The sequence below is a fragment of the Kitasatospora sp. NPDC024654 genome (assembly GCF_055559155.1).
The window spans coordinates 62996-88245 of the sequence record NZ_JBVHLF010000033.1 but is presented as its reverse complement, the minus strand read 5'-3'; the positions used below and the strand labels follow the sequence as shown (position 1 = coordinate 88245).

The 25250-nt window shown below is 72.1% G+C and carries 21 protein-coding genes and 1 pseudogene; 8 read left to right on the top strand and 14 right to left on the bottom strand.

Translation table 11 applies throughout. The features are described from left to right. The first annotated feature begins 99 nt into the window (after nucleotides 1–99). On the top strand, nucleotides 100–1041 hold the full coding sequence (locus ACZ38L_RS20715) for a methyltransferase (RefSeq protein WP_465695428.1): 942 nt from the start codon (nucleotides 100–102) through the stop codon (nucleotides 1039–1041). A gap of 128 nt (nucleotides 1042–1169) precedes the next feature. On the opposite strand, the gene dapC is transcribed toward ACZ38L_RS20715, so the two are convergent. Both dapC and ACZ38L_RS20705 read right to left on the bottom strand, forming a co-directional pair. Further along, entirely contained in the window at nucleotides 1170–2261 is a 1092-nt protein-coding gene (gene dapC / locus ACZ38L_RS20710) for a succinyldiaminopimelate transaminase (protein ID WP_465695408.1), read from the bottom strand. After that, entirely contained in the window at nucleotides 2258–2680 is a 423-nt protein-coding gene (locus tag ACZ38L_RS20705; protein WP_465695405.1) for a PPOX class F420-dependent oxidoreductase, read from the bottom strand. Before ACZ38L_RS20705 ends, dapC begins: the two co-directional genes overlap by 4 nt. A 158-nt stretch (nucleotides 2681–2838) precedes the next feature. On the opposite strand from ACZ38L_RS20705, the gene ACZ38L_RS20700 reads away from it, so the two are divergent. The 3 genes from ACZ38L_RS20700 (at nucleotide 2839) to ACZ38L_RS20690 (ending at nucleotide 7123) form a co-directional block, all read left to right on the top strand. Next, nucleotides 2839–4332, top strand: a complete 1494-nt coding sequence (locus tag ACZ38L_RS20700) for an FAD-dependent monooxygenase (protein WP_465695403.1) — start codon at nucleotides 2839–2841, stop codon at nucleotides 4330–4332. Nucleotides 4333–4402: 70 nt separating this feature from the next. Further along, complete coding sequence (locus tag ACZ38L_RS20695; protein ID WP_465695399.1) at nucleotides 4403–5440, top strand: methyltransferase; 1038 nt, start codon at nucleotides 4403–4405, stop codon at nucleotides 5438–5440. A gap of 27 nt (nucleotides 5441–5467) precedes the next feature. Further along, complete coding sequence (locus tag ACZ38L_RS20690) at nucleotides 5468–7123, top strand: NAD(P)/FAD-dependent oxidoreductase (protein WP_465695395.1); 1656 nt, start codon at nucleotides 5468–5470, stop codon at nucleotides 7121–7123. A gap of 95 nt (nucleotides 7124–7218) precedes the next feature. On the opposite strand, the gene ctcQ is transcribed toward ACZ38L_RS20690, so the two are convergent. Next, entirely contained in the window at nucleotides 7219–7788 is a 570-nt protein-coding gene (ctcQ, locus tag ACZ38L_RS20685; RefSeq protein WP_465695392.1) for a flavin reductase CtcQ, read from the bottom strand. Between the two features lie 144 nt (nucleotides 7789–7932). Then, a complete protein-coding gene (locus ACZ38L_RS20680; RefSeq protein WP_465695390.1) occupies nucleotides 7933–9468 on the bottom strand; it encodes an MDR family MFS transporter in 1536 nt (511 codons plus the stop codon). Between the two features lie 185 nt (nucleotides 9469–9653). Between ACZ38L_RS20680 and ACZ38L_RS20675 the strand changes: the two genes are divergently transcribed. Continuing rightward, complete coding sequence (locus tag ACZ38L_RS20675; RefSeq protein WP_465695388.1) at nucleotides 9654–10160, top strand: MarR family winged helix-turn-helix transcriptional regulator; 507 nt, start codon at nucleotides 9654–9656, stop codon at nucleotides 10158–10160. On the opposite strand, the gene asnB is transcribed toward ACZ38L_RS20675, so the two are convergent. The 4 genes from asnB to ACZ38L_RS20655 are packed head-to-tail and all read right to left on the bottom strand — an operon-like array spanning nucleotide 10144 to nucleotide 14760. After that, nucleotides 10144–11973, bottom strand: coding sequence for an asparagine synthase (glutamine-hydrolyzing) (gene asnB / locus ACZ38L_RS20670; protein ID WP_465695385.1), 1830 nt, complete (start codon nucleotides 11971–11973; stop codon nucleotides 10144–10146). The genes ACZ38L_RS20675 and asnB overlap by 17 nt on opposite strands. Nucleotides 11974–11975: 2 nt before the next feature. Next, entirely contained in the window at nucleotides 11976–12230 is a 255-nt protein-coding gene (locus ACZ38L_RS20665; protein ID WP_465695383.1) for an acyl carrier protein, read from the bottom strand. 44 nt (nucleotides 12231–12274) lie between these two features. Then, a complete protein-coding gene (locus ACZ38L_RS20660; protein ID WP_465695380.1) occupies nucleotides 12275–13483 on the bottom strand; it encodes a ketosynthase chain-length factor in 1209 nt (402 codons plus the stop codon). Then, complete coding sequence (locus tag ACZ38L_RS20655) at nucleotides 13480–14760, bottom strand: beta-ketoacyl-[acyl-carrier-protein] synthase family protein (RefSeq protein WP_465695378.1); 1281 nt, start codon at nucleotides 14758–14760, stop codon at nucleotides 13480–13482. Before ACZ38L_RS20655 ends, ACZ38L_RS20660 begins: the two co-directional genes overlap by 4 nt. 182 nt (nucleotides 14761–14942) lie before the next feature. Between ACZ38L_RS20655 and ACZ38L_RS20650 the strand changes: the two genes are divergently transcribed. The 3 genes and pseudogenes from ACZ38L_RS20650 to ACZ38L_RS20640 all read left to right on the top strand — a co-directional run. Continuing rightward, a complete protein-coding gene (locus tag ACZ38L_RS20650) occupies nucleotides 14943–16190 on the top strand; it encodes an FAD-dependent monooxygenase (protein WP_465695375.1) in 1248 nt (415 codons plus the stop codon). 73 nt (nucleotides 16191–16263) lie between these two features. After that, nucleotides 16264–17616: a cation:proton antiporter gene (locus ACZ38L_RS20645; protein WP_465695373.1), complete on the top strand. Its 1353-nt coding sequence runs from the start codon at nucleotides 16264–16266 to the stop codon at nucleotides 17614–17616. Nucleotides 17617–17837: 221 nt separating this feature from the next. Continuing rightward, nucleotides 17838–18207 (top strand): annotated as a pseudogene (locus tag ACZ38L_RS20640) (integrase core domain-containing protein); the annotation flags it as partial. A 191-nt stretch (nucleotides 18208–18398) separates the two neighbouring features. Here the strand turns inward: ACZ38L_RS20640 and ACZ38L_RS20635 are convergent. The 6 genes from ACZ38L_RS20635 to ACZ38L_RS20610 form a co-directional block, all read right to left on the bottom strand. Next, complete coding sequence (locus ACZ38L_RS20635; RefSeq protein ID WP_465695371.1) at nucleotides 18399–19580, bottom strand: alanine--tRNA ligase-related protein; 1182 nt, start codon at nucleotides 19578–19580, stop codon at nucleotides 18399–18401. A gap of 493 nt (nucleotides 19581–20073) precedes the next feature. Beyond that, nucleotides 20074–21417 carry a helix-turn-helix domain-containing protein gene (locus tag ACZ38L_RS20630; RefSeq protein ID WP_465695368.1) on the bottom strand — a complete coding sequence of 448 codons (1344 nt, stop codon included), beginning with the start codon at nucleotides 21415–21417 and terminating at the stop codon, nucleotides 20074–20076. A 127-nt stretch (nucleotides 21418–21544) separates the two neighbouring features. Continuing rightward, complete coding sequence (locus ACZ38L_RS20625; protein ID WP_465695366.1) at nucleotides 21545–22522, bottom strand: class I SAM-dependent methyltransferase; 978 nt, start codon at nucleotides 22520–22522, stop codon at nucleotides 21545–21547. A 12-nt stretch (nucleotides 22523–22534) separates the two neighbouring features. Next, on the bottom strand, nucleotides 22535–23329 hold the full coding sequence (locus ACZ38L_RS20620) for an ABC transporter permease (protein ID WP_465695364.1): 795 nt from the start codon (nucleotides 23327–23329) through the stop codon (nucleotides 22535–22537). Next, entirely contained in the window at nucleotides 23316–24098 is a 783-nt protein-coding gene (locus ACZ38L_RS20615) for an ABC transporter permease (protein ID WP_396568127.1), read from the bottom strand. Before ACZ38L_RS20615 ends, ACZ38L_RS20620 begins: the two co-directional genes overlap by 14 nt. Then, on the bottom strand, nucleotides 24095–25078 hold the full coding sequence (locus ACZ38L_RS20610; RefSeq protein ID WP_465695359.1) for an ABC transporter ATP-binding protein: 984 nt from the start codon (nucleotides 25076–25078) through the stop codon (nucleotides 24095–24097). The genes ACZ38L_RS20615 and ACZ38L_RS20610 overlap by 4 nt, the downstream gene beginning before the upstream one ends. Nucleotides 25079–25250 lie beyond the last annotated feature (172 nt).

Here is a 25250-nt window from a genome sequence, read left to right as displayed (position 1 = left end):
CCCCCCCCCCCCCCCCCCCCCCCCCCCCCCCCCCCCCCCCCCCCCCCCCACCCCCCCCCCCCCCCCCCCCCCCCCCCCCCCCCCCCCCCCCCCCCGCGGCTGGGTCTGGCCGACGCGCTCGGCGAGGAGCCCGCCACCGCGGCCGAGCTGGCCCGGGCGCTGAACGCGGACCCGGACACCCTGCAGCGGCTGCTGCGCGCGCTGACCTGCTACGGCGTGTTCATCGAGCGGCCGGACGGCCGGTACGTGCACAGCGACACCTCACGGCTGCTGCGGGAGGACACCCCGCGCAGCCTCAAGGACATGGTGCTCTGGGGCACCGAGCCGTGGACCTGGGAGCTGTGGGGGCACCTCGACGAGGCGGTCCGCACCGGCAAGGCGGTCTTCCCCGAGCTGCACGGGATGGACTTCTTCGACCACCTACACGAGCACGCGCCGGAGTCGGCGGCGGTCTTCGACCGGGCGATGACCCAGTCGAGCCGGCTCTCCGCCCTCGCGCTGGCCGACCGGCTGGACCTGCGCGGGGTCGGCACGGTGGTGGACATCGCGGGCGGTCAGGGGCACGTCCTGGCCACTCTGCTGGAGCGCAACCCCGCGCTGCGCGGCACCCTGCTGGACCTGCCCGACGTGGTGGCCGGGGCCGACCCACGGCTGCGGCCGGGCGGCGCGCTCGCCGACCGCGCGACGCTCCTGGCCGGCGACTGCCGGCGGGAGATCCCGGTCGCGGCCGACGTGTACCTGCTGAAGAACATCCTGGAGTGGGACGACGAGAGCACCGTCCTGACCCTGCGCAACGTCGTGCGGGCGGCCGCGCCGGGCAGCCGGGTCATCGTGGTCGAGAACCTGGTGGACGGCAGCCCGGAGCTGAAGTTCACCACCGCGATGGATCTGTTGCTGCTGCTCAACGTCGGTGGCCGCAAGCACACAACGGCCGGGCTGCTCTCGCTGGTCGAGGCGGCCGGCTTGACCTCGGCCGAGGTCGAGCCGGTCAACTCCTACCTGCACCTGGTCGAGAGCGTGGTGCCGGCCAAGGGCGTCTGACCTACCGCCACCTGGTGCCGCTCTCCCCGGACTCCTCCGGGGAGAGCGGCACTTCGCCATCCTCGCCGGACAGCAGTTCGCCCCGCCGGTTCCCGGAACCGGCGGGGCGAAGGCAGACGAGAACCGGGCTACCGGGCCGCGGCGAGCCGTTTCACCGCCTGCTCCACCCGCTCGTCCGTCTCGGTGACGGCCACCCGGACGTGCCGCGCACCCGCCTCGCCGTAGAACTCACCGGGCGCCACCAGGATGCCGAGCTCGGCCAGAGCGCCCACGGTCGCCCAGCACGGCTCGTCCCGGGTGGCCCAGAGGAAGAGCGAGCCCGCCGAGTGGTCGATCCGGAAGCCGCTGTCCTCCAGTGCCTCCCGCAGAACCACCCGCCGCCGAGCGTAGTTCTCGCGCTGGCCCGCCAGGTGGGAGTCGTCGCCGAGCGCCGCCACCATCGCGGCCTGCACCGGAGTGGGCACGACGTGGCCGGCGTGCTTGCGCACCTCCAGCAGGGTGGCGATCACCGCCGGGTCCCCCGCTGCGAAGCCGGCCCGGTAGCCGGCCAGGTTCGAGCGCTTGGACAGCGAGTGCACGGCGAGGACGCCCTCGTGGCTGCTGCCGCTGACCTCGGGGTGCAGCACCGAGCGGGTCTCACCCTCCCAAACATGGTCCAGGTAGCACTCGTCGTTCACCACCAGGGTCCCGCGCTCCCGTGCCCAGGCGACGATCGAGCGCAGCTCGTCGGTGCCGAGCACCCGGCCCTCCGGGTTGGACGGGGAGTTCAACCAGAGCACCCGGGGGGCGGGGCCGTCGTAGGTCAGCGGCGAGGCCGTCCGAACCAGCCGGGCGCCGGCCAGCCGGGCGCTCACCTCGTAGGTCGGGAAGGCGAGTTCGGGAACGAGGACGATGTCGCCGGGGCCGAGGCCCAGCATGGCGGGCAGCCAGGCGATCAGCTCCTTGGTGCCGACCGCCGGGATCACCGCGTCCGGCTCGACGGTCACGCCCTCGCGGCGCAGCAGCCAGCCCGCGGCGGCCTCCCGGAGCGCGGGCGTGCCCTCGGTGGACGGATAGCCGGGTGCATCGGCCGCGGCGGCGAGGGCCGCGCGGACGACCGGCGGCGTGGGGTCGACCGGGTCGCCCAGCGCGAGGTTGACCAGCCCGTCGGGATGGGCGGCCGCGCGCTTGCGGTACGGGAACAGGACGTCCCAAGGGAACTTCGGCAGTCGCTCGATCACGCCCGCACCCCGTCCGCGACGTTGCGGGCCAGCGGCGCCGCCTGGCAGTCGGAGTCGATGCCCCAGGAGACGATCCGCTCCGGGGTGATCCGGATGAACTCGTCGTCGACATGCGGCAGGATCTCCTTGCCGCCGCCGGGCAGCGCCGTCGCGCGGCCCCGGATCTCGATGCCCCGGACGACCCAGCTCGCCGCGTCCACCACGTCGTCGACCACCAGGGCGACCTGCGGGTGCCCTTGGACGTGGCGGTACTTGAGGCTGCGGGCCATGCCGCGCCCGGTCACATCGATGGTGCCGAGCTCGGCGTTGTAGTGGAAACCCAGCGGGACGACGTGCGGCTGTCCGCGGCCGTCCACGGTGGCCAGGCGGGCGAGCGACTGCGCCTCCAGGTAGACGGCCTCGTTCGCGGTGAATGGCATGACTGGTCCTCTGTCTACGGGTCGGGGTCCCCGCTGACGCTAGGCAGCCCGCTTCGAGCCGGTTTGGTGCACGGGCGCGGCGCCAGCGGGCACCAAACCGGCTCGAAGCCCGGCTGAGACGGTGAGCCCGTCGTACCGGACCGAGACCGGAGGTCGCGTTGGACTGCGATGTGGTGGTGGCGGGAGCGGGCCCGACCGGCCTGATGCTCGCCTGTGAACTGGCACTGGGCGGGGCCCGCGTGGTGGTGGTGGAGCGCGGCAGGGAACCGGAGCAGCACTCCAAGGCCATGGGCATGCAGGGCCGCACTGTGGAGCTGCTCGAACTGCGCGGGCTGCTCGACCGCTTCCAGGAGGGAGCGGGCGTGCTCAAGGGCGGCAACTTCGCCAGCCTGGGCGTGCCGATGCGGTTCGAGGAGTTCGACACCCGCCATCCGTACGTGCTGCTGGTGCCGCAGCTGCGCACCGAGGAGTTGCTCGCCGAACGGGCCGGCGAGCTGGGCGTGCGGATCGTCCGAGGCGTGGCCGTCACCGGCTTCACCCAGGACGAGGAGGGGGTGACCGTCGAGACCGAGGCCGAACCGCTGCGGGCACGCTACCTGGTCGGCTGCGACGGCGGCGGCAGCGCCGTCCGCAAACACGCCGGGATCGGCTTCACCGGCCAGGACCCGCACATGTACGCGCTCATCGGGGACATGCGCTTCCGGGGCGAACTGCCGCGCGGTGAGGGGCTCGGGCCGATGCGCCCGGTGGGCCTGGTCAACCCGGAACGTCGGTCCTGGTTCGGCGCTTTCCAGCACCAGCCGGGCGTCTACCGGGCCACCGTCGCCTGGTTCGGCGAGCCCTTCGCGGACCGCAACGCGCCAGTCACCGAGGAGGAGATGCGCGCGGCGCTGGTCGAGCACACCGGCGGCGACCACGGGATGCACGACGTCACCTGGCTCTCCCGACTCACCGACGTCTCCCGGCTGGCCGAGTCCTACCGGCGTGGGCGAGTGCTGCTGGCCGGCGACGCGGCGCACATCCACCTGCCGGCCGGCGGTCAGGGGCTCAACCTCGGTATCCAGGACGCGGTCAACCTCGGCTGGAAACTGGCCGCGGTGGTACGCGGCTGGGGCACCGAGGAGCTGCTGGACAGCTACCAGAGCGAACGGCGCCCGGTCGCCGACGGCGTGGTGCGCAACACCCGCACCCAGGCCGTTCTGATCGACCCGGACCCGCGCTACGACGCGCTGCGCCAGACCTTCCGGGAACTGATGGCACTACCGGACACCAACCACCACATCGCCGGCATGCTCTCCGGCTTCGACGTCGCGTACGGGGCAGGCACGGGCGACCACCCGCTGACCGGCCGGCGGATGCCGGACGCCGAGCTGCTCACCGCCGACGGCCCCCGGCGAATCAGCGACTGCTTCACCCGCGCCCGCGGCCTGTTGCTGCTCCCCGAGCCTGCCCCGCCCGTCTCACCGCTGGTCGCCTGGGCGGACCGGGTGGACACCTTGGCTGCCGAGGCCGCCGGGGTGGAGCCGGGCACCGCCGTCCTGATCCGCCCGGACGGCTACGTGGCGTGGGCCGGTCACCCGGCCCGCCAGGAGGAGCTGCACCGCGCCGCGACCGCCTGGTTCGGCGCCCCGGCCCGAGACGGACACACCTGAGGCGGCCACGTCCGAGACGCGCCGCCGCCGATCTGAAGACCACGCCCAACTCGCCAAGAGGGGAAGAGGAATGACCTCAGCCACCGGCAGCCCCGCTGCCCGCGCCCGCCGGATCGTCGCGCTCAACACCGCCTACTTTCAAGCGAAGGCGCTGCAGAGCGCGGTCGAGCTCGGCCTGTTCGAGCTGCTGGCCGACCGTGCCGCCGACGTCGACCAGATCCGGGCCGAACTGGGCGTCCAGCACAGGATGTTCAAGGACTTCCTGGACGCGCTGGCCGGCCTCGACCTGCTGGAGGTGCGGGACGGGAAGTACCGCGCCGCCGAGCTCGCCCGGGAGTTCCTGCTCCCGACCGGTCCGACCTACCTGGGCGGCACCGCCCGCCAGCACGCCCGGCTGCACTACCACGCCTGGGCCCAGCTGACCGAGGCGCTGCGCGACGGCAAGGCCAAGTCGGCCGTCGCCGCGCAGGGCACGCTGGCCTACCCCAAGCAGTACGAGGACCTCGACCGCGCCCGCCAGATCATGCTGCACATGGACGCGCACAACGGCTTCACCGCCGACGAGTTGGCCCGCGAGCTCGACTGGAGCCGGTACGCCTCCTTCGTGGACGTCGGTGGCGGGCGCGGCAACGTCGCCTCCCGGATCGCCACCGCCCACCCGCACCTTCGCGGCGCGGTCTTCGACCTGCCGGCACTGCGCCCGCTCTTCGACGAGCTGGTGGCGGCGGCCGGGACGGCCGAGCGGGTCGCCTTCCACGGCGGCGACTTCTTCGCCACCGATCTGCCGGAGGCCGACGTGCTGATCTTCGGCCACGTGCTGCCGGACTGGCCGGTCGCCGACCGCAAGGAACTGCTGCGGCGTGCCCACAAGGCGGTGCGCCCGGGCGGGGCGGTGGTGCTGTACGACGCGATGATCGACCCGGACGAGCGGGACCCCGAGGTCCTGCTGCAGCGGATCAACCACACCATGATCCGGGACGACAGCTCGGCCTACTCGCTCCAGCAGGCCCGCGACTACCTGGCGGAGGCCGGCTTCGCGGTCGACCGGGTGGTCGCCACCGACACCATCACCAGGGACCACCTCGCCATCGGCATCAAGTCCGCCTGACCGGACCGGATTCGGAAGGAGAACGGCGTGACTGAGCACTCGGCAGAGCGCGCGGGGCAGCCGTACGACGTCGTCATCATCGGGAGCGGCCTGTCGGGCACGATGCTCGGCTCGATCCTGGCCAAGCACGGGTTCCGGGTCATGCTGCTCGACGGTGCGCACCACCCCAGGTTCGCCGTCGGGGAGTCGACCATCGGGCAGACCCTGGTGGTGCTGCGGCTGATCTCGGACCGGTACGGCGTGCCGGAGATCGCCAACCTGGCGAGCTTCCAGGACGTGCTGGCCAACGTCAGCAGCTCGCACGGGCAGAAGAGCAACTTCGGCTTCATGTTCCACCAGGACAGCCAGGAGCCGGACCCGCACCAGACCAGCCAGTTCCGCATCCCCGCGATCGTGGGCAACGCGGCCCACTTCTTCCGGCAGGACACCGACGCGTACATGTTCCACGCCGCCGTGCGCTACGGCTGCGACGCGCGGCAGTACTACCGGGTGGAGCGCATCGACTTCGACGACGACGGGGTCACGGTGGCCGGCGCGGACGGCAGCCAGATCCGTGCCCGCTACCTGGTCGACGCCAGCGGCTTCCGCTCGCCGCTGGCCCGGACCTTGGGGCTGCGGGAGGAGCCCAGCCGGCTCAAGCACCACGCCCGGTCCATCTTCACCCACATGGTCGGGGTGGAGGCGATCGACGACCACGTGGACACTCCCGCCGAGCTGCGTCCGCCGGTGCCCTGGAACGACGGCACGATGCACCACATCTTCGAACGCGGCTGGATGTGGATCATCCCGTTCAACAACCACCCGGGGGCCACCAACCCGCTGTGCAGCGTGGGCATCCAGCTCGACCCTCGGACGTACCCGGCGCGGCCGGACCTCACCGCCGAGGAGGAGTTCTGGTCCCACGTGGACCGCTTCCCCGCGGTGCGAAGGCAGTTGAAGGGTGCCCGCAGTGTGCGCGAGTGGGTCCGGACGGACCGGATGCAGTACTCCTCGACCCGGACGGTCGGCGACCGGTGGTGCCTGATGTCGCACGCGGCCGGCTTCGTCGACCCGCTGTTCTCCCGCGGGCTGTCCAACACCTGCGAGATCATCAACGCGCTGTCCTGGCGGCTGATGGCGGCCCTGCGCGAGGACGACTTCTCGCCGGAGCGGTTCTCCTACGTGGAGAAGCTCGAACAGGGCCTGCTGGACTGGAACGACAAGCTGGTCAACAACTCCTTCGTCTCGTTCTCGCACTACCCGCTGTGGAACTCGGTGTTCCGGATCTGGGCCTCGGCCAGCGTGATCGGCGGCAAGCGCATCCTCAACGCGCTGACCAAGACCAAGGAGACCGGCGACGACTCCCACTGCCAGGCTCTGGACAACAACCCGTACCCGGGCCTGTGGTGCCCGCTGGACTTCTACAAGGAGGCCTTCGACGAGCTCACCGCGCTGTGCGAGGCGGTGGACGAGAAGCGGATGACGGCCGAGGCGGCTGCCACCGCGGCGGAGCGGCTGGTGCGGGAGTCGGACTGGATGCTGCCCGCGCTGGGCTTCAACGACCCCGGCACCCACCACATCAACCCGACGACGGAGAAGATGGTCCGGATCGCGGAGTGGGCCACCGACCACCCGCGCCCCGAGATCCGTGAACTGTTGGCCGCCAACGCCGAGGAGGTCAAGGCGGCGATGCGGAGGTCGTAACCGCCTACCAGCGGCGAGGGCCGCGCCCGAGGAACTGTTCCCCGGGCGCGGCCCTCGGTGTGCGGGCGGCCCTCGGTAGGGGCTGGAGGTGCGGCTCAGCCCTCGGCCGCCAGGGTCAGTGCGTCGACCTGCGGGTCCTCCTCGACCGGCCAGCGGGCGTAGGAGCGGCGCCAGTACATCAGCGGGCTGGGCACCTCGGGCCGGGTGCCGCCGGCCGCCACCGCGCCGATCACGACGGTGTGATCGCCGACGTCCACCGCGGCGGCAACCCGGCACTCGGCGTGCGCGACGACGTCCGTCGGCATCACCGGCAGACCGCCGTGGCGGCCTGGCTCCCAGGGGACGCCGCGGAAGCGGTCGTCCCGGGGCGAGGCGAACAGCGCGGAGGTGGACTCGCCACCGCCACGGAGCACGTTGACGACGAACTCGCCGCGCTCCAGCAGGGCCCGCAGCACCCGGCTCCCCCGCTGGATGCACACCAGCAGCAGCGGCGGGGTCTTGGAGACACTGCACGCCGCAGAGCAGGTCAGCCCGTACGGTTCCCCGTCCGGTCCGAGGGTGGTCACCACGGTGACGCCGGTGGGCAGCGCGCCCATGATCGACTGGAAGGTCGGGCCGTCGACCAGGTCGGCGGCCAGGTCCAGCGGCAGGGGTATCGGGGACATCGGTCCTCCACTCTCAGCACGTCAACTTCCTCTTCTCCCATGCTCGTCGGGCACCTTCGAGCGGCCGTCGCAGCAAAGACGCGTACCCCCGGCACGGGGGCAGGCCGGGGGTACGCGGGTCCAGGGATGCGGGTGTGCGCGCGGTCACTCCTCCTCGCGCAGCTCCCGCAGCAGGAAGGTGAGCAGGAAGCCGACTGCCAGGATCAGGCCTCCGACCAGGAACATGGTGCGGAACCCGGCCTCGAAGGCCTCCATGGCCGGCGCCGCCAGCGCGCCGCTGGCGTCCGGGTCGGAGAGAGCCCGGCGGACGGCCTCCTCGCCTGCCGACGCCCCGCCGAACCGGCCGGCCGCGACGCTGAACAGCACCGACATGAACACCGCGGCTCCCGTCGTGCCGCCGAGCTGCCGGAACAGGCCGGAGGCCGCGTTGGCCACGCCCAACTCGGACTTGGGCGCGGCACTCTGGATGGCCAGGGTGATGACGGTCTGGGAGAGGCCGATGCCGAGGCCCAGCCAGGCCGAGAGCAGCACCACCCCCCAGAGCGGGGTGTCCGAGCCGGTGGTGGCGAGCACCAGAAGCGCGCCGGCCATCGACCCGAGGCCGACGATCGCGGGTTTCTTGAACCGGTTCGTCTTCTTGATGATCTTCGCGCAGACCATCTGGGAGACGATCGCGCCGGTCATCAGCGGGATGATCACCAGGCCGGCCACGGTGGCGCTGCGGCCCTGCACCAACTGGAGGTAGAGCGGCAGGGTGGAGACCGTGCCGAAGATGCCGACACCGATGGTGAAGTTGACCGCGGTAGCCAGCGTGATCCCGCCCCGCTTGAACAGCCGCAGCGGCACCATCGCTTCCAGCCCCCGGGCCCGCTCGGCCAACACGAACAGCACCAGGCCGAGCAGCGCGACACCGTACAGGGTCAGCGAACGCGCCGAGCCCCAGCCCCAGTCAAGGCCCTCCTCGGCGACGATCAGCAGCGGCACCAGGCAGAGCGCCAGAGCGAGGGCACCCCGGTAGTCGATCGGGTGGTCCACCCGCTGGTGCGGCAGGTTGAGCGCCTTTCGCACGCTGAGCAGCGCCGCCAGCCCGAGCGGCACGTTGACCAGGAACGCCCAGCGCCAGCCGGCCACCCCGAGGATCTCCCCCGCGCTGGCGAACAGGCCGCCGGCCAGCGGGCCGAGCACACTGGCCGCGACCCAGGCCATCATCAGGTAGGAGAAGTACCGACCGCGCTCGCGCACCGGGGCGAGGTCGGCGATGACGGCCGTGGGCAGCGACATCAGGCCCGCGCCGCCGAAGCCCTGGACCACGCGGGCGACGGCCAGGGTCTCCATCGAGTTCGCCAGCACACAGGCGGCCGAACCGATGACGAAGACCACCACCGCCGCCAGGTAGAGCGGCTTGCGACCGTAGATGTCGGACAGCTTGCCGTAGAACGGCATCGCGATCGTGGAGCTGACCAGGTAGCCGGTGATGACCCAGGCCTGGGCGGTCTGCCCGTGCAGCTGGTCACCGATCGTGCGCAGCAAGGTGGAGACGATGGTCTGGTCGAGCGCGGCGAGCAGGACTGCCAGCAGCAGCCCGGAGAGAGCCGTGATGATCTGACGGTGGGTGAAGCCGACGGGGCCGCCGGCGGGGTCCGCGACGGCCTCGTCGGTCTGCGAGGCGGCGTTTGCCATTCCTGTGTTCTCCAAGCGGGTCCGATCAGCCGGGTGTCCCGGCCGACCGCGTCGGGTCGTACACCGCAGGAGCGGGTGCGACTCACCATTTCGACAAGATCTTGTCGAGTTGAGGATAGTGACCACCGAAGGCGAATGACAAGTTCTTGTCGAAATGTCGACGAGGCTGAGGTTAGGCTGCCCGCATGACCGACCTCTCCCCTGCGGCCGATACATTGAGTGACATCACCACCGAACTGTTCGCCGTCAACGGCGCCCTGCTCCGCGCGGGCGACGCGCTGTCCGCCCGATTCGGGCTCACCTCCGCACGGTGGCAGGTCCTCGGCCTGCTGCATGACGGCCCGCAGAGCGCCGCACACCTCGCGCGCGAGCGCGGGCTGCGACGGCAGGCCGTCCAGCAGACCGTGGTCAAGCTGGTCGAGGAGGGCCTGGTCAGCACCGGACCCAATCCGGCCGACCGGCGGGCCCCGCTGGTCAGCCTCACCGCCAGGGGCCGCGAGGCGCTCGCCCGGATCGAGCCGGCCGAGCGCCGCTGGCTGGAGCACCTCGCCGGCGATCTGAACCCAAACGACCTGAAGGCCACGCTGCGAGTGCTGCGTGACCTTCGGACAGTGCTGACCGACGAGTTGCCCCCGTCGTTGACCGGTGACGGGGACGCCACCTCGACGAACACGGTCACAGATCCAGTGTGACCTCGTACTCGGCGAGCCAGGAGTTGAGCCAGAGCACCAGCTCCAGGCTGCCCCGGTCGTAGGGCCGGCTCACCGCGCCGATCGGGCGGTCGGCCACGGACCGCGCCCGGTCGAGGTCCAGCAGCGGCAGCACCGGGGCGTCCGGGTCGCGCAGCAGCCGGGCGAGTCCGGCGCGCAGCACGCTCTCGTACCCCGGGTCCTGGGTGGCCGGGTACGGCGTCTTCACCCGCTCGACCACCGAGCGCGGCAGCAGGTCGGCAACGGCCGCGCGCAGCAGGCTCTTCTCCCGTCCGTCGAAGCTCTTCATCGTCCACGGCACGTTGAAGACGTACTCCACCAGCCGGTGGTCGCAGAACGGGACTCGCACCTCCAGTCCGACCGCCATGCTCATCCGATCCTTGCGGTCGAGCAGCGTCTGCACGAACCGGGTCAGGTTGAGGTAGCCGATCTCGCGCATCCGGCGCTCGGTGTCCGGCTCTCCCGGCAGCACCGGGACCTCGGTGAGCGCCTCGGCATACCGGGCGGCCCGGTAGCCGTCCAGGTCGAGCTTGTCCAGCAGGCCCTGCTGGAACAGCGACCGGCCGCCGAAGTAGCGCGCCGAACCGGAGGTGAGCCACGGGAAGGTGGCGGCCCGCAGGGCCAGCGGATTGCGGAACCACCGGTAGCCGCCGAACAGTTCGTCCGCGGCCTCGCCGGACAGCGCCACCGTCACCCGCTGCCGCACCGCACGGAAGAACAGGTACAGCGAGGGCCACATGTCGCCCCAGTACGCGGGCGGCAGGTCGGTGGCCCGCAGGACCGCGGCCCGCACCGCTGGGTCGGTCAGCTCCGGGCTGTCCAGCAGCACCTCGTGATGGTCCGTGCCCACGTGCCGGGCGAGGTCACGGACGAACGGAGCGTCAGACGTCTGCCGGACCGCGTCCGCGGCGAAGCCGTCCGCCGCCCCCCGGAAATCCACCGAGAAGGAGCGCACCGGCCCGGAGCGGGCGGCCAGCGCGGTCACCGCCGAGGAGTCCAGGCCACCGGAGAGCAGCGTGCCGAGCGGCACATCCGACACCAGCTGGCGCTCGACGGTGTCGGCGAGCAGCTCGCGGACGGTGGTGATGGTCGTCGGCAGGTCGTCGGTGTGCTCGCGGGCCTCCAGCCGCCAGTAGGTGTGTCGGCGCACCCCGCCGCGCCCGACCCGGACCAGCTGGCCGGGGCGGACCTCACGCAGCCCGGCGAAGACGGCCGCCTCCGGCGTCCTCACCATGTCCAGCACCTCGCACAGCCCCTCCGCACCAACCCGGCGCGGCAGGGAACGGTCGGCCAGAACGGCCTTGGGCTCCGACCCGAACCGCACGCCCGCACGGGTGGGGTGGTAGTAGAGCGGCTTGACGCCCATCCGGTCGCGGACCAGTAGCAGCTCCTCGGCCTGCTCGTCCCAGATGCCGAAGGCGTACATCCCGTTCAACCGCTCCATCAGCGCGGTGCCCCACTGGAGGTATCCGCGCAGGACCACCTCGGTGTCGCAGGCGGTCCGGAACTCGTGGCCGAGCGTGGTGAGTTCGGCGCGCAGTTCACGGAAGTTGTAGATCTCCCCGGCGAAGGTGATCGTCGCGCCGCGGCCCTGGTGGCTCGCGGTCATCGGTTGCCGTCCGTGCTCCGGGTCGATCACCGCCAGCCGCCGGTGGCCGAACGCCGCCCAGGAGCCGAACCAGAGCCCCTCGGCGTCCGGCCCGCGGCAGGCCATGGTGTCCGTCATCGCCTGGAGCAGTTCCCGGCGTTGCTCGGGCGGGGCGTCGAAGTCGACCGCCCCCACGATTCCGCACATGCTCAACCCGCCTGGATCAGGCGGAGGTTGACCGCGTCCAGGAGCATGCGCGGAGTGGTGGCCTTGGCCACTGTCTCGTCCGGCAGCGCGATCCCCCGCTCCCGTTCGATGGTGTTGACGGTGTTGAACAGGGCCAGCGAGTCGTAGCCCAGGTCCTCGAAGGGCACGTCCAGGATGTCGTCGAAGTCGACGCCCTCGTCGGCGCCCGCGGCCTCCCGGAGCACGGTGATCAGGTCGTCAAGGGTGAACTCTGCCATGGCGTTTCCTTATCTCGGTCGTGTGGTCACGTGTGTCTGACCCGTCAGCAACTCGTCAGCACCAGCGCGCTGTTGAACCCGCCGCGGCCGCGGGCGAGGACCAGCGCGCTGGTCAGCTGGGCCGGGCGCGGCCGGTCCCGCACGAGGTCGAGCTCCCCGTACGCGGGCCGCCCGATATGGACGGACGGCGGGATCACCGAGTCCCGGATGGCCAGCAGCGCGGCCGCCACGTCCAGCGGGGCGCCGCCGGCCAACAGCCGGCCGGTCATCGTCTTGGGCGCCGTCACCGGCACCCCGCGCGGCCCGAACACCGCACTCAGTACCTCGGCCTCCGCCCGGTCCTGCTCGGCCACACCGCTCGCGTCGGCGAAGACCACGTCGATGTCGGACGGGCCGAGCCCGGCGTCGGCGAGCGCGCCCTCGATCGCCCGGCGCAGCCCGGGCGGACGGCCGGATCCGGGGCGCGGGTCGAAGGTGGCCGAGTAGCCCGCGATCTCCCCGTAGTGACGGCGCTGCCCGCGTTCCGCCGCCCGGTCGGGCGCCTCCAGGACGAGCAGCGCGCCGCCCTCCCCCGGCACCCCGCCACTGGCGTCGGCGTCGAACGGCAGAAAGGCCCGGCGCGGATCCCGTTCCGGGCTCATGGTGCCGCTACGGGTGAGGCAGAGCCACGACCACGGACAGAGCGAGCCGTCCACCGCACCGGCCAGCATCAGCGCGGTGCCCTCCCGAACGTGCCGGCGTGCCTTGGCCAGCGCGTCCAGACCGCCCGCCTGCTCGGCGACCAGTGCCGAACCGGGGCCGCGCATGCCGTGCCGGATCGAGATCTGCCCGGTGTTGACCGGGTAGAACCAGGCGAAGGACTGGTACGCGCTGACGTACGCCGGCCCCTTGCTCCACAGTGCCTGCAGCTCCCGCTGGCCGAACTCGAAGCCACCCGCCGAGGCCGCCGTAACCACCCCGGCGGCGAAGTCCGGCATCGTCGCCGGGTCCGCCCCGGCGTCGGCCAGCGCCTCCTCCGCGGCCACCAGGGCCAGCCTGGTCATGTGGTCGGTCTGCGGCAGCAGTCGGCCCGGCAGATGGTCTTCCGGCGTGAAGTTCACCTCCCCGGCCACGTGCGCCCGGTACCCGTCGGAGTCGAAGCGGGTCAGCGGGCCCAGGCCCGAGCGGCCGGCCAGCGTGGCCTCCCAGTACTCCGCCACGCCCCAGCCGTTCGGAGCCACCAGCCCGATCCCGGTCACCACCACGCTGGTCATGCGCGGCCCCACTCGGGCTCGGCCAGCACGATCGCGCTCTGGAAACCGCCGAAGCCGCTGGCCACGCTGAGTACCGTGGGCACCGGCTGCTGCCGGGCCACCAGCGGCACGTAGTCCAGATCGCACTCGGGGTCGGGCGTGTGCAGGTTGGCCGTCGGCGGCACCACCGAGTGCTCGATCGCCAGCGCGCTGGCGGCGAACTCCAGCGCGCACACAGCGCCCAGCGAGTGCCCGATCATCGACTTGATCGAGCTGACCGGCACCCGGTAGGCGTGGTCGCCCAGACTCTTCTTGAACGCCGCGGTCTCGTGCCGGTCGTTCTGCTTGGTGGCCGAGCCGTGCGCGTTGACGTACGCGATGTCCTCCGGGTTCATCCGGCTCCGGTCGAGCGCGACCCGGATCGCCTCGGCCATCTCGTTCCCGTCCAGCCGCAGCCCGGTCATGCTGTAGGAGTTGCACCGCCCGGCGTAGCCGGTGACCTCGGCGTAGACGTGTGCGCCACGCCGGCGGGCGTGCTCCCGCTCCTCCAGGACGAACATCGCCGCGCCCTCGCCGAGGGCGAAGCCGTTGCGGGTCAGGTCGAACGGACGGGAGGCGCTCTCCGGCTCGTCGTTGCGCGGCGTGGTCGCCTTGATCGCGTCGAAGCAGGCCACCGTGATCGGGGAGATCGCGGCATCCGAGGCGCCTGCCAACATCACGTCGACCGCGCCGTCCAGGATCTGGTCACAGGCATGGGCGACCACGTCGATCCCGGAGGTGCACCCGGTCGAGACCACGCCCACCGGGCCCTCCGCCTCCACCAGCCAGGCCAGTTCGGTCGCCATCGAGGATGGCACGAAGTAGTCGTAGAGATACGGCACGCCGTGGGCGTCGTCCACCAGGCGGTTTCGGCCCTCGTCGCTCACTACCGCGAACTCGCGGTCCAGGCTGATCGTCATCCCACACGCCGTGCCGGCCATCACCCCGGTGCGGAGGGGGTCGTTGACACCCGACACCCCCGAGTCCTCCAGCGCCTCCCGCGCCGCGACCACTGCGAACTGAGTGGTGCGATCCCACTTCCTCAACTGACGCTGCGTCAGTCCACTTGCCACCGCGTTGAAGTCGCACTCGGCGGCGACCCGGGACCGGAACGGTGACGCGTCGAAGGTCGAAATCGTCCGGGTCGCGGTCCGGCCCGCGGTCAGCAGCTCCCAGAACGCCTTGGTGCCCACCTCGCCGGGAGCCACCACACCGATCCCGGTCACCACCACGCGCCGCCGCCCGTCGTCAGCTGACACCACTGCTCCCCCTGTCCGTCTCCGCCATGCCCGATGACCTCCTGTCCGTCGTGCACATCCGGCACTTGCGCCGGATCAGATCGTCCTGGCCGGGGTTCGTGGCGGCTTCGAGCCGCCGTCCACCACGCGCGGGGGAGGCGACACGAACCGGCGTTGAGGCGCACTGCATAGCGTCTGGCCGCATGGACATAGACACCGACATCTGCGTGGTCGGCGGAGGCCCGGCCGGACTGACCCTCGCCCTGCTGCTGGTCCGCTCCGGCGTCCGGGTCACCGTGCTGGAGCGCAGCCGCTCACTGGACCGGACGTACCGCGGCGAGATCCTCCAACCCGGCGGCCAGGCACTGCTGGACGAGCTGGGCGTGCTCGGCCCGGCCCGAGAGCGCGGCGCGGTCGCGCACCACCGGTTCCTGCTGGAGGAGCACGGGCGAATCCTGATCGACGGCGACTACCGGAGGCTGCCCGGGCCGTACAACTGTCTGCTGAGCCTGCCACAGCGGCACCTGCTGACCGAGTTGCTGACCGCTTGCGAACGCCACGACGGGTTCCGCCATCTGTCGGGCGTGAAGGCCACCGCGTTGGTGGAGGAGGGCGGCGCCGTCCGCGGGGTGGTCACGAGCGGGCCGGCCGGCACCGCCGCGCCTGTGGTGCGCGCACGGTGCGTGGTCGCGGCGGACGGCCGGTTCTCCAAGGTCCGCGCGCTCGCCGGGATCGGCTACCAGCGCCAGGAACTGTTCAGCCAGGACGTGCTGTGGTTCCGGCTCACCGCGCCACCCCAACCCACTGGGGCCCAACACCCCTACGATGTCCGGGTGTTCCGGGCCGGCGGCAACCCGGTGCTGAGCTACCGCTCGGTGCCCGACGCGCTCCAGCTCGGCTGGACGCTCCCGCACGGCGGCTTCCGCCCGCTGGCCGACCTCGGCATCGGCCACATCGTCGAGAAACTCTGCCGTGCCGCACCGGAGTACGCCGAGCGGATCCGGGCGGAGATCACCGGCTTCGGCGACCTGTCCCTGCTCGACGTCTTCTCCGGCAGCGCCGAGGAGTGGGTGCGCGACGGCCTGCTGCTGATCGGCGACAGCGCCCACACCCACAGTCCCATCGGCGCCCAGGGCATCAACCTGGCCATCCGGGACGCCGTGGCGGCCCACCCCATCCTGGTCGACGCGGTCCGCGGTGGCGACGCGAGCACGGCCCATCTGCGCAGGTACGCGGCGCAGCGTCGACCCGAGGCGGAGCGGATCACCCGGATCCAGCAGGTCCAGAGCCGGATGATGCTCTCCACTGGCCGGTTCTCCTCGACGCTCCGCCCGCGGGCGGCCGCTCTGATGTCCAGGACCCCGCTGTACGGCGCGATACTGCGGCGGCTCGCCTTCGGCACCGCCCCCGTCCGGCTGCGCACCGATCTCCTCGCCACGACCGAGCGATGACCAGCACCCCCTCCCCCCGATACCAGACTGGCCGACACGCGCTCCGGCGCGCCCAGCGAAAGAGCCGAGCGTCATGCCTGCACTGACCGAACTCCCCTACGAATCAAGAATGGCGATCGCGGCACCGAACGAGGCTGCGGCCACGGGCGGGGTGCTCGTCGCCCTCGCCGCCGTCCTCGGCACCGCCTTCGTCTGCGGACGCATCGCCGTTCGGCTGCGCCAGCCGGCCGTCATGGGAGAGATCGTCGGCGGAGTTGCGCTCGGCCCCAGCCTGCTCGGGCTGCTGCCGGGGCACCTGACGGCCGCCTTGTTCCCGCCCGAGGTCCAGCCGTACCTGCAACTGCTGTCCCAACTCGGTCTGGTCTTCTTCATGTTCACCGTCGGCTACCGGTTCGACCTGGGCCACCTGCGCGGGGCCGGGCACCGGGTGACGGCGGTGTCGCTCAGCTCGGTGGCGCTGCCGTTCGCGCTCGGCCTCGGCCTGGCGCTGCTGCTCTACCCCTGGTTCGACACCGCGCAGTTGACCACGGACAGCCGGCTGGGCCCGGCGCTGTTCCTGGGCGCGGCGATGTCGATCACGGCCTTCCCCGTCCTCGCCCGGATCATCGCCGAGCGGCGGATGCACCGCGACCCGCTCGGCAGCCTGTCGCTGGCCTGCGCCGCCTTGCAGGACTTCCTCGCCTGGTGCGCGCTGGCCGTGGTGATGGCCGTGGTTCAGGCCCGGAGCCCCTGGTCGATCGGGCTGCTGGCGCTGAACTCGGCCCTCGTCGTCCTGGTGCTCGCCGGTGTCGTCCGCCCCGGCCTCGGCTGGCTGCTCGCGCCGGAGCGCGGTCGGCCCCTTGACGGGCCGTGGATCCACGCCGCGCTCGTCACCGGCGCGCTGCTCGCCGCCTGGGTCACCGACCGGATCGGGCTGGACTCCATCTTCGGCGCGTTCATGTTCGGTGCGGCGGTGCCCCGCGACCGCATCGACGTGGTCGCGCCCGAGGTTCCGGATCGCATCGAACAGGCGGGGCTCCTGCTGCTGCCGGCCTTCTTCACGGTGACCGGTCTCGCCGTCGACCTCACCGGCCTCGGTTCGCGCGGCGTGGTCATCGTGGCCGCGGTGCTGGTGACGGCCTGCGCGGGCAAGTTCGTCGGCGCGGCCCTCGCCGCCCGGCTCGCCGGCTCGACCCGGCGCGAGGCGACCATCCTCGGCATACTGCTCAACGCGCGGGGTCTCACCGAGCTGGTCATCCTGAACGTGGGCCACCGCCTCGGCGTGATCGACACCCGGATGTTCAGCGCGATGGTGGTCATGGCCCTGGTCACCACGCTGATGACCGGACCGCTGCTCGAACGCGCCAGCGTCACCCTGGCCGAGGCGCCGCCCGCCCTCCCGGCCACGTCGGCCGCGTCGGGCACGGCATCGCGAACGCCCACCTGACGGGTCCGGCCGGCCGTGCCCCTGCCGAGAACCTCATCCAGGGCTTGTGACCTGCGTGTCCTCGTGAATCGCCACGGGTGTCGGATGAGCGTGTCAGGCTGATGGATCGTGCTGCTGAGACCGGCGTACCCGGGCGTGACCAACGTGTTCGCGGTGCCGCGTTTGCCGCCGATGAGCGACCGCGGCAAGGACGTGGAGATCCTGGCCCCGCGCCATCAGGTCGTTTTGCGAAGTTCAGCGCCGCCTTCGACGTCCCAATGGCCTAAGCCGGCCTAACGGTCGTCACCACCGGCATCCGGATGCCGCGGATGGACTCCCTCATGGAGCGCTGGATACAGACCTGTCGGCACGAACTCCTGGACCGCACCACCATCTGGAACCAGCACCACCCTCCTCCACGCGCTCAACGATTTCGAGACCCACGACAACGAGCACCGGCCACACCGAGCCCTCGGACAAGCCGCACCGCTCCACCCACTCCCCCGACCGATCGACGAACCAGCACGGATCAGACGCCTGGAGCTTCGCCGACGAGACCGACCCGGCGACGCACTCCACGAGCACGAAATGCCGCATGAGCTGCACGGATGATGTATCGGCATCCGCACCCACCGCCATCACCTCGCCGGTGCGCGTCTCCGCGTCCCCCTGCCCGGAGCCGTTCTCGATCGGCTCGACGATCAGGTGATCACGCTTCGGGTGGAACTCAGGCTTGACAGGTCCTTTCGGATCGGCGAGCGCGGCGCCCTGGGAACAGCCCCGCACGTCGGTTCTTCCGGGGTTCACGCATCCCGCAGGTCGGCCTCGGCGATCAGCGGCAGGGGGACGGAAATCCCCTGCTGCCGGCACCAGTTGAGGGTGAGGGCGAGCGGCACACCGCGCTCCGAGCGCAGCCGGGCCAGCTCGGCCGCCAGCTCGTCGGGCGTCGGGTGTCGGGCCAGGCAGCGCAGGAAGTGCCGATGGCCCGCCGCCACCGCGCGGTCGAAGGCGGCGGTCTCGCGCTCCACCAGGTAGCGGGCGGCCACCGAGAGGGCGGGGAAGCCGTGGGCACTGCCCGCCAGCGCCACCAGGTCGGCCATCCCGGCGGCGGGCGCGCCGGCCAGCACCACGGTGCCGGCCGCCCGGCGCAGCAGCCGCCGGGTGGTGTGAGCCGGACCGCGCGGGCCGGGGACGGAGCCCGTGGCCAGCAGCAGCGCCACCGCGCGGGTGTGGTCGACGACCAGGCGCAGGGCCTGCCCGGGCGCGGGCAGGGCGAGGAGTTCGGGCAGCCGGGCACCGACCGACTCCAGCAGGCCGCGCAAGGGCGGCAGGTCGAAGGGGTCACGCAGTCGGGCGGAGCCGCAGGAGACCGCGTCCTCGGCGGCCAGGAACTCGAAGACCGGCGGGCCGGCCGCCCGCGCCGGTCCGGTGAACCGGCCGTCGCCCAGGTGGAGGTACCGGCCGCAGAGGCAGCCGGGCGCGCAGGCCGCCGAGCAGGCCGGGCCGAGCTGGCAGTCCAGCGACAGCAGGACGCCGTGCGTCCCGCGCATCCGGCGGGGCGTGCCGGGCGGTACCTCGATCTCCAGGCCTTCCCCGGTCTGCGGGATGCCCAGGCGGGCCAGCGCGGCCCGGACCGGGTCGCCCGCCCGGGTCTGGTCCGCCAGCCGGCAGACCACCACGTCCGGGCCCAGGCCGCAGGCTCGCAGCGCCTCGAACATGTCGCCCAGGACGTCCTGGGGTGCGCGCGGGCCGACCCAGGCCGCGTTGACCGTCCGCCGGGCGGTCAGCGGCACGGCCTCGGGCAGCGCCCCCAACCGACCCGTGTGGACGCCCCACTGCAGCGCGACGGAACCGCCCTCGCGGCGCAGGGCTCCGGACAGCAGCCCGTCGTCGGTGTGCAGGCTGCGCGGGTGACGCCACCGGTACCCGGCGCTGGTCAGGGACTCGACGAACAGCTGAGCCGGCTCAGCCGTGTGCGCAATCATTCACATCACTCATGACTCGATTATTGACTGCCCAATACTCGAATCTTAACAGGACCCCTGTGACGAGTCACAGCTTTTCCGTGACGACCCAAATCGGACAGGCCGGGCACCATGGGACGAATCGCCCAGCTTGGAGATCATTGACAATCGGAGTCACAGTTGTCATTATTCCGAGTGAAGTTGCAGTCGAATGATTCTCAGATCCGCGATCGGGGCCCTTTTATGATTCAGAAGCTCATAACGACGTCCGTCTTTCTGCTCGTCGCCGCCGCGCTGACCCTGGCCCCCGTGCACAGCGGAACCGCACGGCTCGACAACGGCCGGGGCGCGCACACCGTGACCGCGTTCGCGTCGCCGCCGGTCCGAGACGTCCCGCTCTGTTGCTGACGGGCGGCCACGTCAGTACCGCGCACGGGTCGGGGGCCCCGATGCGCAGATGGGCGGCCCCGTCAGCAGGAGCCGCCCATCGCGTCCGACGTCACGCCGGTCAGGGTCAGGAGAGGCCGGGCACCGACTTCGCGACACCGCCGACCAGACTCCCGCGCCGACCCATGCAGCGCATGCCCTGGCGATACGCCCACACCGCGCGTTCCTCCTGGCCCGAGCGCTCCAGCACCTCTGCCAGCTCCGCCCAGGCGAAAGCCGCCTGGCGCCCCGCCTCGGAAGCCTCCAGGGTCAGTGCGCCGCGCTCGTAGGCGAGCCGGGCCGCCTCCTCGTCACCCTGCTCCAGGTGGGCGGCGGCCAGCACCAGCAGTGTCCGAGCCGTCTCCAGCCGGTGCTTGGGGCCCAGCAGGTCCAGCGCGCGGCGGGCGTGGCCGATCGCGGCCTCCGGGTGGCCCGAGAGCAGTTCGGCGCGGGCCATCGCCGTCTCGCAGTAGGCGATGTCGACGCTGCTGCCCTGGCTGGCCAGCACGTCGGCGCTCTGCTGCAGCAGCCCCTTCGCCGTGTCCACGTCCGGCGCGTCGGTCTGCAGCAGCACCGCCGCGTAGGCGTTGCGCAGCCGGGCCAGCGCCCGGTGGTTGTCGCCCTCGGAGTAGATCGCCAGCGCCCGCCGGATCAGCATCAGCGCGTCACCGGAACGGCCGTTGCTGTGCGCGGCCACGCTGGCGTTCCAGTAGACGGCGCCGAGCGCCCTCGGGTCGCTCACCTCCTTGGCCTGCTCGATGCCGACGGAGGCGAGGTAGGCCGCGCGGTGCAGGTCGCCGCGCTCGTAGTGCAGCCCGACCAGGGTGGAGACCAGCTCCATGCCGACCACGGTGGGCGCCAGATTGAGGTCCTGCACCTGGGCCAGCGTGGTCTCGGCCAGGTCGATGGCGTACGAGAGGTCGCCCAGTTCGCGGTAGCAGCGACAGAGCGCCACGACCACGGCGAGCTGGGAGCTGCGGCTGTTCGCCTGCCGGGCCGCCGTCCGCAGCGCCTCGTAGCGCACCACGGCCTCCTCGAGCTGGCCGCTGTGCTCCAGCGCCTTGGCCACGCCCAGTTCGGCGGCCTCCGCGATCTCCTGCTCCCCCGACGCGGCGGCCTTGCCCTGCAGTTCCTGGTACGCCCGCAGCGCGCCGGCGGCGTCGCCGGTGCGGAGCGTCATCTCCGCGTAATGCAGTTCCACTTCGAGGTCGCCGGTCTGGGCGCGCTCGACGAAACTCAGCAGATTCGCCGGATCGCAGGACAGCCGTTCGGCCAGCTGTTCCAGCACGGCGCTGGACGGATTGCGCTTGCCGGCTTCGAGCAGGGAGACGTAGCTGGACGACAGATCGCCTCCCGCCAGGTCTGCCTGCGACATCCCGGCCGCTCGGCGCAGTTGCCGGATACGGGACCCGAGGCCCTGAAGATCTACCATGACCACACCTCCTTGACTCTGCATGAAGACTAGCAGTTGACATCACCTGTCAAGGCAGGTTTCAGCCTACGGAGGGATGGTCCGGACCATCCTCATCCCGATCGGGTAGGGCGGCGGTGGGCGGCGGTCAGCCCTCCTTGACCGCGTGCAGCCGCAGATAGCCGAAGCGTCCGCTGCGCAAATTCCGGCCAGAGTCGCGACAGAGCCGCTGGTGGAAGAAGCGGCGGTAGACCCCCCGCTCCGGGCCCTCCGGCAGCCGCGACACCAGCTCGTCGGCGCGTTCGGGCAGACGGTCCAGGGCGCGGACGACGCCCTCGGTGATGTCGAGGTACGCGACCACCCGCAGGCCGGCCGCCGCCACCCGTGACAGCGGCCGGTCCACGGCCGGCCACTCGTCCGCGAGGAGCAGGTGCCCGCCGGGGCGCAGGACCCGGGCCACCTCACGGAGGAAGCGGTCGGCGTCCGCCAGGCAGTGCACCGTCTCGACGGTCAGGACGGCGTCGCAGCTCCGGTCGGGGAACGGCAGGCGCTCGGCGTCGGCGCACTGGAAGGCCAGGCCCGGCGCCCGGTGCACGCGCCGGCAGAACGCGGTGCCGGCACGCGCGTGGTCCAGGCCGAGGATCGAACGCGGCTGGTGCGTACGGGCGATGAGCGCCGTGCCGCCACCCCGGCCAGCGCCGACGTCGAGCACGTCGGCGCCCGCGAGGTCGATCTGACCAGCCGTCAACTCGTAGTGCCGGGCGGCGAACTGCCACACCGGGTCGCCGTACCCGGACGGCCGGTCGGGCGCGGGCGGGTCGTCGCAGTACCCGAGGTTCATGAAGGTGAACCAGTCGTCCGGGTAGAGCGCGGTCATCACCTCGTACTTCGCGCGGTAGAGCGCGGTGGCGTCCGGGGCGGCCCCGGCCAGCACCCGGGCGGCCACCGCGCGGCAGTCCCGTGGCGCCGGCCGGGGCGCGTGGGTGGCGTGGGCGCCGACGTGGTCGGCCGCCCGCCGCCACACGTCGGCCCGGTCGGTGGGGAACCAGGTGAGCGCGTCGAACAGGTGCAGAGTCTGCTGCGCGTCCAGTGGCGCGAAGGAGTCCCGGCCGAGGGACGCGGTCATCGGGGACCCTTCTCAGATCAGGAAGTCGTTGCCGGAGCGGCGCAGGCGGTAGGCCTGGATCCGCAGGCCCAGCACGGCGGCCAGCGCCCAGCCGAGTCCGACCAGGGCCTCCGTCGCCGCGAGCCGCAGCACCTGACCGGCGCCGGCACCGTGCTGGACGGCGCGCAGCGCGGCGATGCCGTGGGTGATCGGCAGCACCGCGCCCGCCAGGGCCCGCGGGCCGCCGGTGGGCAGGGCGGCCAGTACGCCGCTGAAGGCCAGCACCAGGTAGGAGCCGAAGTTGGTCAGGAACACGTCGGCACGGCGGCCCACCGCCACCACGGCGAGGGCCAGACCGAAGCCGCTGCTGGTGAGCGCCATCAGCAGGTAGAGCGGCAGGGTGGTGGGCAGGTCGGTCAGCGGCTCGGTGCGGCCGGTGAGCAGCGCGACGACGGGCACCGCGAGCAGGGCGGTGGTCAGCCCCTCGGCCGCGTAGACCACCCAGCGGGCGGCGACCAGGGCCGCCAGCGGGAGTTCGGTCATCCGCAGCCGGTACAGGGTGCCCTGGACCCGCTCGTTGATCAGCACGTCGGGTGCCTTGATCACGGTCGCCGACACGATGTTGAAGGCGGAGGCGCCCAGGCCCGCGGCGAGCGCGCCGTCCGCTCCCCCGACGGCGCGCCCCAGCATGGTGAGGAAGACGACCTGCAGCAGGGCGCGCGGCAGCACCGCGCCGAGCAGGATCCTGGACGGGTACTCGACCAGGTACTCACGGGCGCCGAGGCGGCCGGCTCTGGCCAGCGCGGGGAGGAGGTCAGAAGATCTCAAGGCTGCCCTCCTTGCGGGCACGGTGCAGGACACGGCCGAAGGCGATCCGGGCCGCGAGAGCGTAGAGCAGTCCGGTGACCGGCAGCGCGCACCAGGGCAGCAGTCCGGCCGGGCGGCCGGCCGCCGCGTCGGTGAGCAGTACGCTCAGCCAGTGCAGGCTCAGGCCGCCGGACACCGGACGAGCCCAACCCGGCAGCGCGGCGAGCGGGATGATCAGGCCGCCGACGATGAAGACGGGGTAGATCAGCGCCTCCGCCACCCGCAGGGCGGCCCGGGTCAGCAGGAAGAGGCAGGCGACCAGCAGGCCCAGTGGGAGGGTGGCCGCGAAGCCGAGCGCCAGCGCGGCGGCGAACTGCACGGGCCGGGCGACGGTCAGCGGGTGGCCGCTGAGCGCGGCGGAGAGGCTCACCGAGAGCATGATGACGGCGACCGACAGGGTGGCCGAGGCGACCGTCTTGCCGGTCAGCGTCGGGCCGAGACCGCCCGGTCGTGAGCAGATGGCGGGCAGTGTGCCGGCCCACAGCTCGCGGCGCAGCACCATGCCGGCGTGCCACAGGGTGGCTGTCCAGGCGGAGAGCACGGCGCTGCCGAGCACCACCGCGTCGGGGTCCAGCCCGCCCTGGTGGTTGGCGGCCAGCGTGATGGTGACGTAGGTGGCGGGCTGGATGGCCGCGCCGACCAGCACGCTGAGCCAGGAGATACCGCGGAACTGGAGGCGGAAGGCAGCCGCGGCCACCCGCCACCAGGGCGCGGGCGCGAGGTGGTTCACGCGGCGCTCTTCACGTCGTCGGCGAGTTCCTTGAAGACCTGCTGCAGGCCGGAAGGCGCGACCCGGACGTCGGTGAGCTGCTGGTCCGGCCAGAGGTCGGCGAGGTGGCGCAGCGACTCGGGGGTCCAGGCGCGCACGTGCAGCTCCAACGACCAGCTGGTGGCGTGCTGTTGGAGCGCACCGACGGAGGCGAGGCCGTCCAGCGCGGCCGGCGGGTGCGGTGGCGCGGTGCCGCGGCCGGTGAGGGTGACCACGGCGGCGGCCTTGGCGCGCTCCAGCAGGCGGGGCAGCGGCAGGTCGTGCAGGACGCGTCCGTCGTGCAGGACGACGACGCGCTCGGCCAGTTGCTCGATGTCATTGAGGTAGTGACTGGTGAGCAGGATGGTGGTGCCCTGGTCGCGCATCCTGGAGACCGCGGTGCGGATGTTCTCCGCCTCGGCCGGGTCCAGCCCGACCGTCGGCTCGTCGAGCAGCAGCAGTTCGGGGCGGGTGACCATGCCGATGGCCAGGTGCAGACGCTGGCGCATGCCCTTGGAGTACGTCTCGACCGGGCGGTCCGCGGCGGGGCCGAGGCCGACGAACTCCACCGCCCGCTCGCAGCGGCGCCCGAGGTCGGGGCCCTTCAGGCCGGTGAGGGTCGCGAAGAAGCGCAGGTTGTCGCGGGCCGACAGGCGAAGGTAGAGGCCGCGCTCGCCGCCGAGCACCAGGGAGAGCTTGCGCTGTACCTCCCGGGGGTGGCGGGCCACGTCGTGGCCGCAGACGCGGACGGTGCCGCCGGTGGGCAGCAGCAGCGTCGAGATGATCTTCAACAGGGTGCTCTTGCCCGCGCCGTTCAGGCCCAGCAGGCCGACGAGTTCACCCGATCCGACCGTCAGGTCCACACCCTTGAGCGCCTGGACGGTACCGTGCCGGGCGCGGAAGGAGCGCGACACCCCGGCGACCTCTAGGACCGGCGTGGCCTGGTCAGTTCCGGATGCCATCAGAATCCTTAATGCATGGGGAATGCTGGAGCCGATCGTTGGCCGGGGGGGTGGGGGGGGGGGGCCACCACCACCCCCCCCTCCTCTGAAAGGCAGACGGGTTCCGCCACCATGGCCGCACCCCGAAAAAGGTCGAGATCGTCGTTGGTGGGGAGCTCGGTGGTCTCTCTGG

Bases quoted from the DNA above. Each gene is read 5' to 3' on its own strand.
- ACZ38L_RS20705 (WP_465695405.1), bottom strand. From the start codon at position 2,680: ATGCCATTCACCGCGAACGAGGCCGTCTACCTGGAGGCGCAGTCGCTC.
- ACZ38L_RS20695 (WP_465695399.1), top strand. From the start codon at position 4,403: ATGACCTCAGCCACCGGCAGCCCCGCTGCCCGCGCCCGCCGGATCGTC.
- ctcQ (WP_465695392.1), bottom strand. From the start codon at position 7,788: ATGTCCCCGATACCCCTGCCGCTGGACCTGGCCGCCGACCTGGTCGAC.
- ACZ38L_RS20680 (WP_465695390.1), bottom strand. From the start codon at position 9,468: ATGGCAAACGCCGCCTCGCAGACCGACGAGGCCGTCGCGGACCCCGCC.
- ACZ38L_RS20675 (WP_465695388.1), top strand. From the start codon at position 9,654: ATGACCGACCTCTCCCCTGCGGCCGATACATTGAGTGACATCACCACC.
- asnB (WP_465695385.1), bottom strand. From the start codon at position 11,973: ATGTGCGGAATCGTGGGGGCGGTCGACTTCGACGCCCCGCCCGAGCAA.
- ACZ38L_RS20665 (WP_465695383.1), bottom strand. From the start codon at position 12,230: ATGGCAGAGTTCACCCTTGACGACCTGATCACCGTGCTCCGGGAGGCC.
- ACZ38L_RS20660 (WP_465695380.1), bottom strand. From the start codon at position 13,483: ATGACCAGCGTGGTGGTGACCGGGATCGGGCTGGTGGCTCCGAACGGC.
- ACZ38L_RS20650 (WP_465695375.1), top strand. From the start codon at position 14,943: ATGGACATAGACACCGACATCTGCGTGGTCGGCGGAGGCCCGGCCGGA.
- ACZ38L_RS20645 (WP_465695373.1), top strand. From the start codon at position 16,264: ATGCCTGCACTGACCGAACTCCCCTACGAATCAAGAATGGCGATCGCG.
- ACZ38L_RS20635 (WP_465695371.1), bottom strand. From the start codon at position 19,580: ATGATTGCGCACACGGCTGAGCCGGCTCAGCTGTTCGTCGAGTCCCTG.
- ACZ38L_RS20630 (WP_465695368.1), bottom strand. From the start codon at position 21,417: ATGGTAGATCTTCAGGGCCTCGGGTCCCGTATCCGGCAACTGCGCCGA.
- ACZ38L_RS20625 (WP_465695366.1), bottom strand. From the start codon at position 22,522: ATGACCGCGTCCCTCGGCCGGGACTCCTTCGCGCCACTGGACGCGCAG.
- ACZ38L_RS20610 (WP_465695359.1), bottom strand. From the start codon at position 25,078: ATGGCATCCGGAACTGACCAGGCCACGCCGGTCCTAGAGGTCGCCGGG.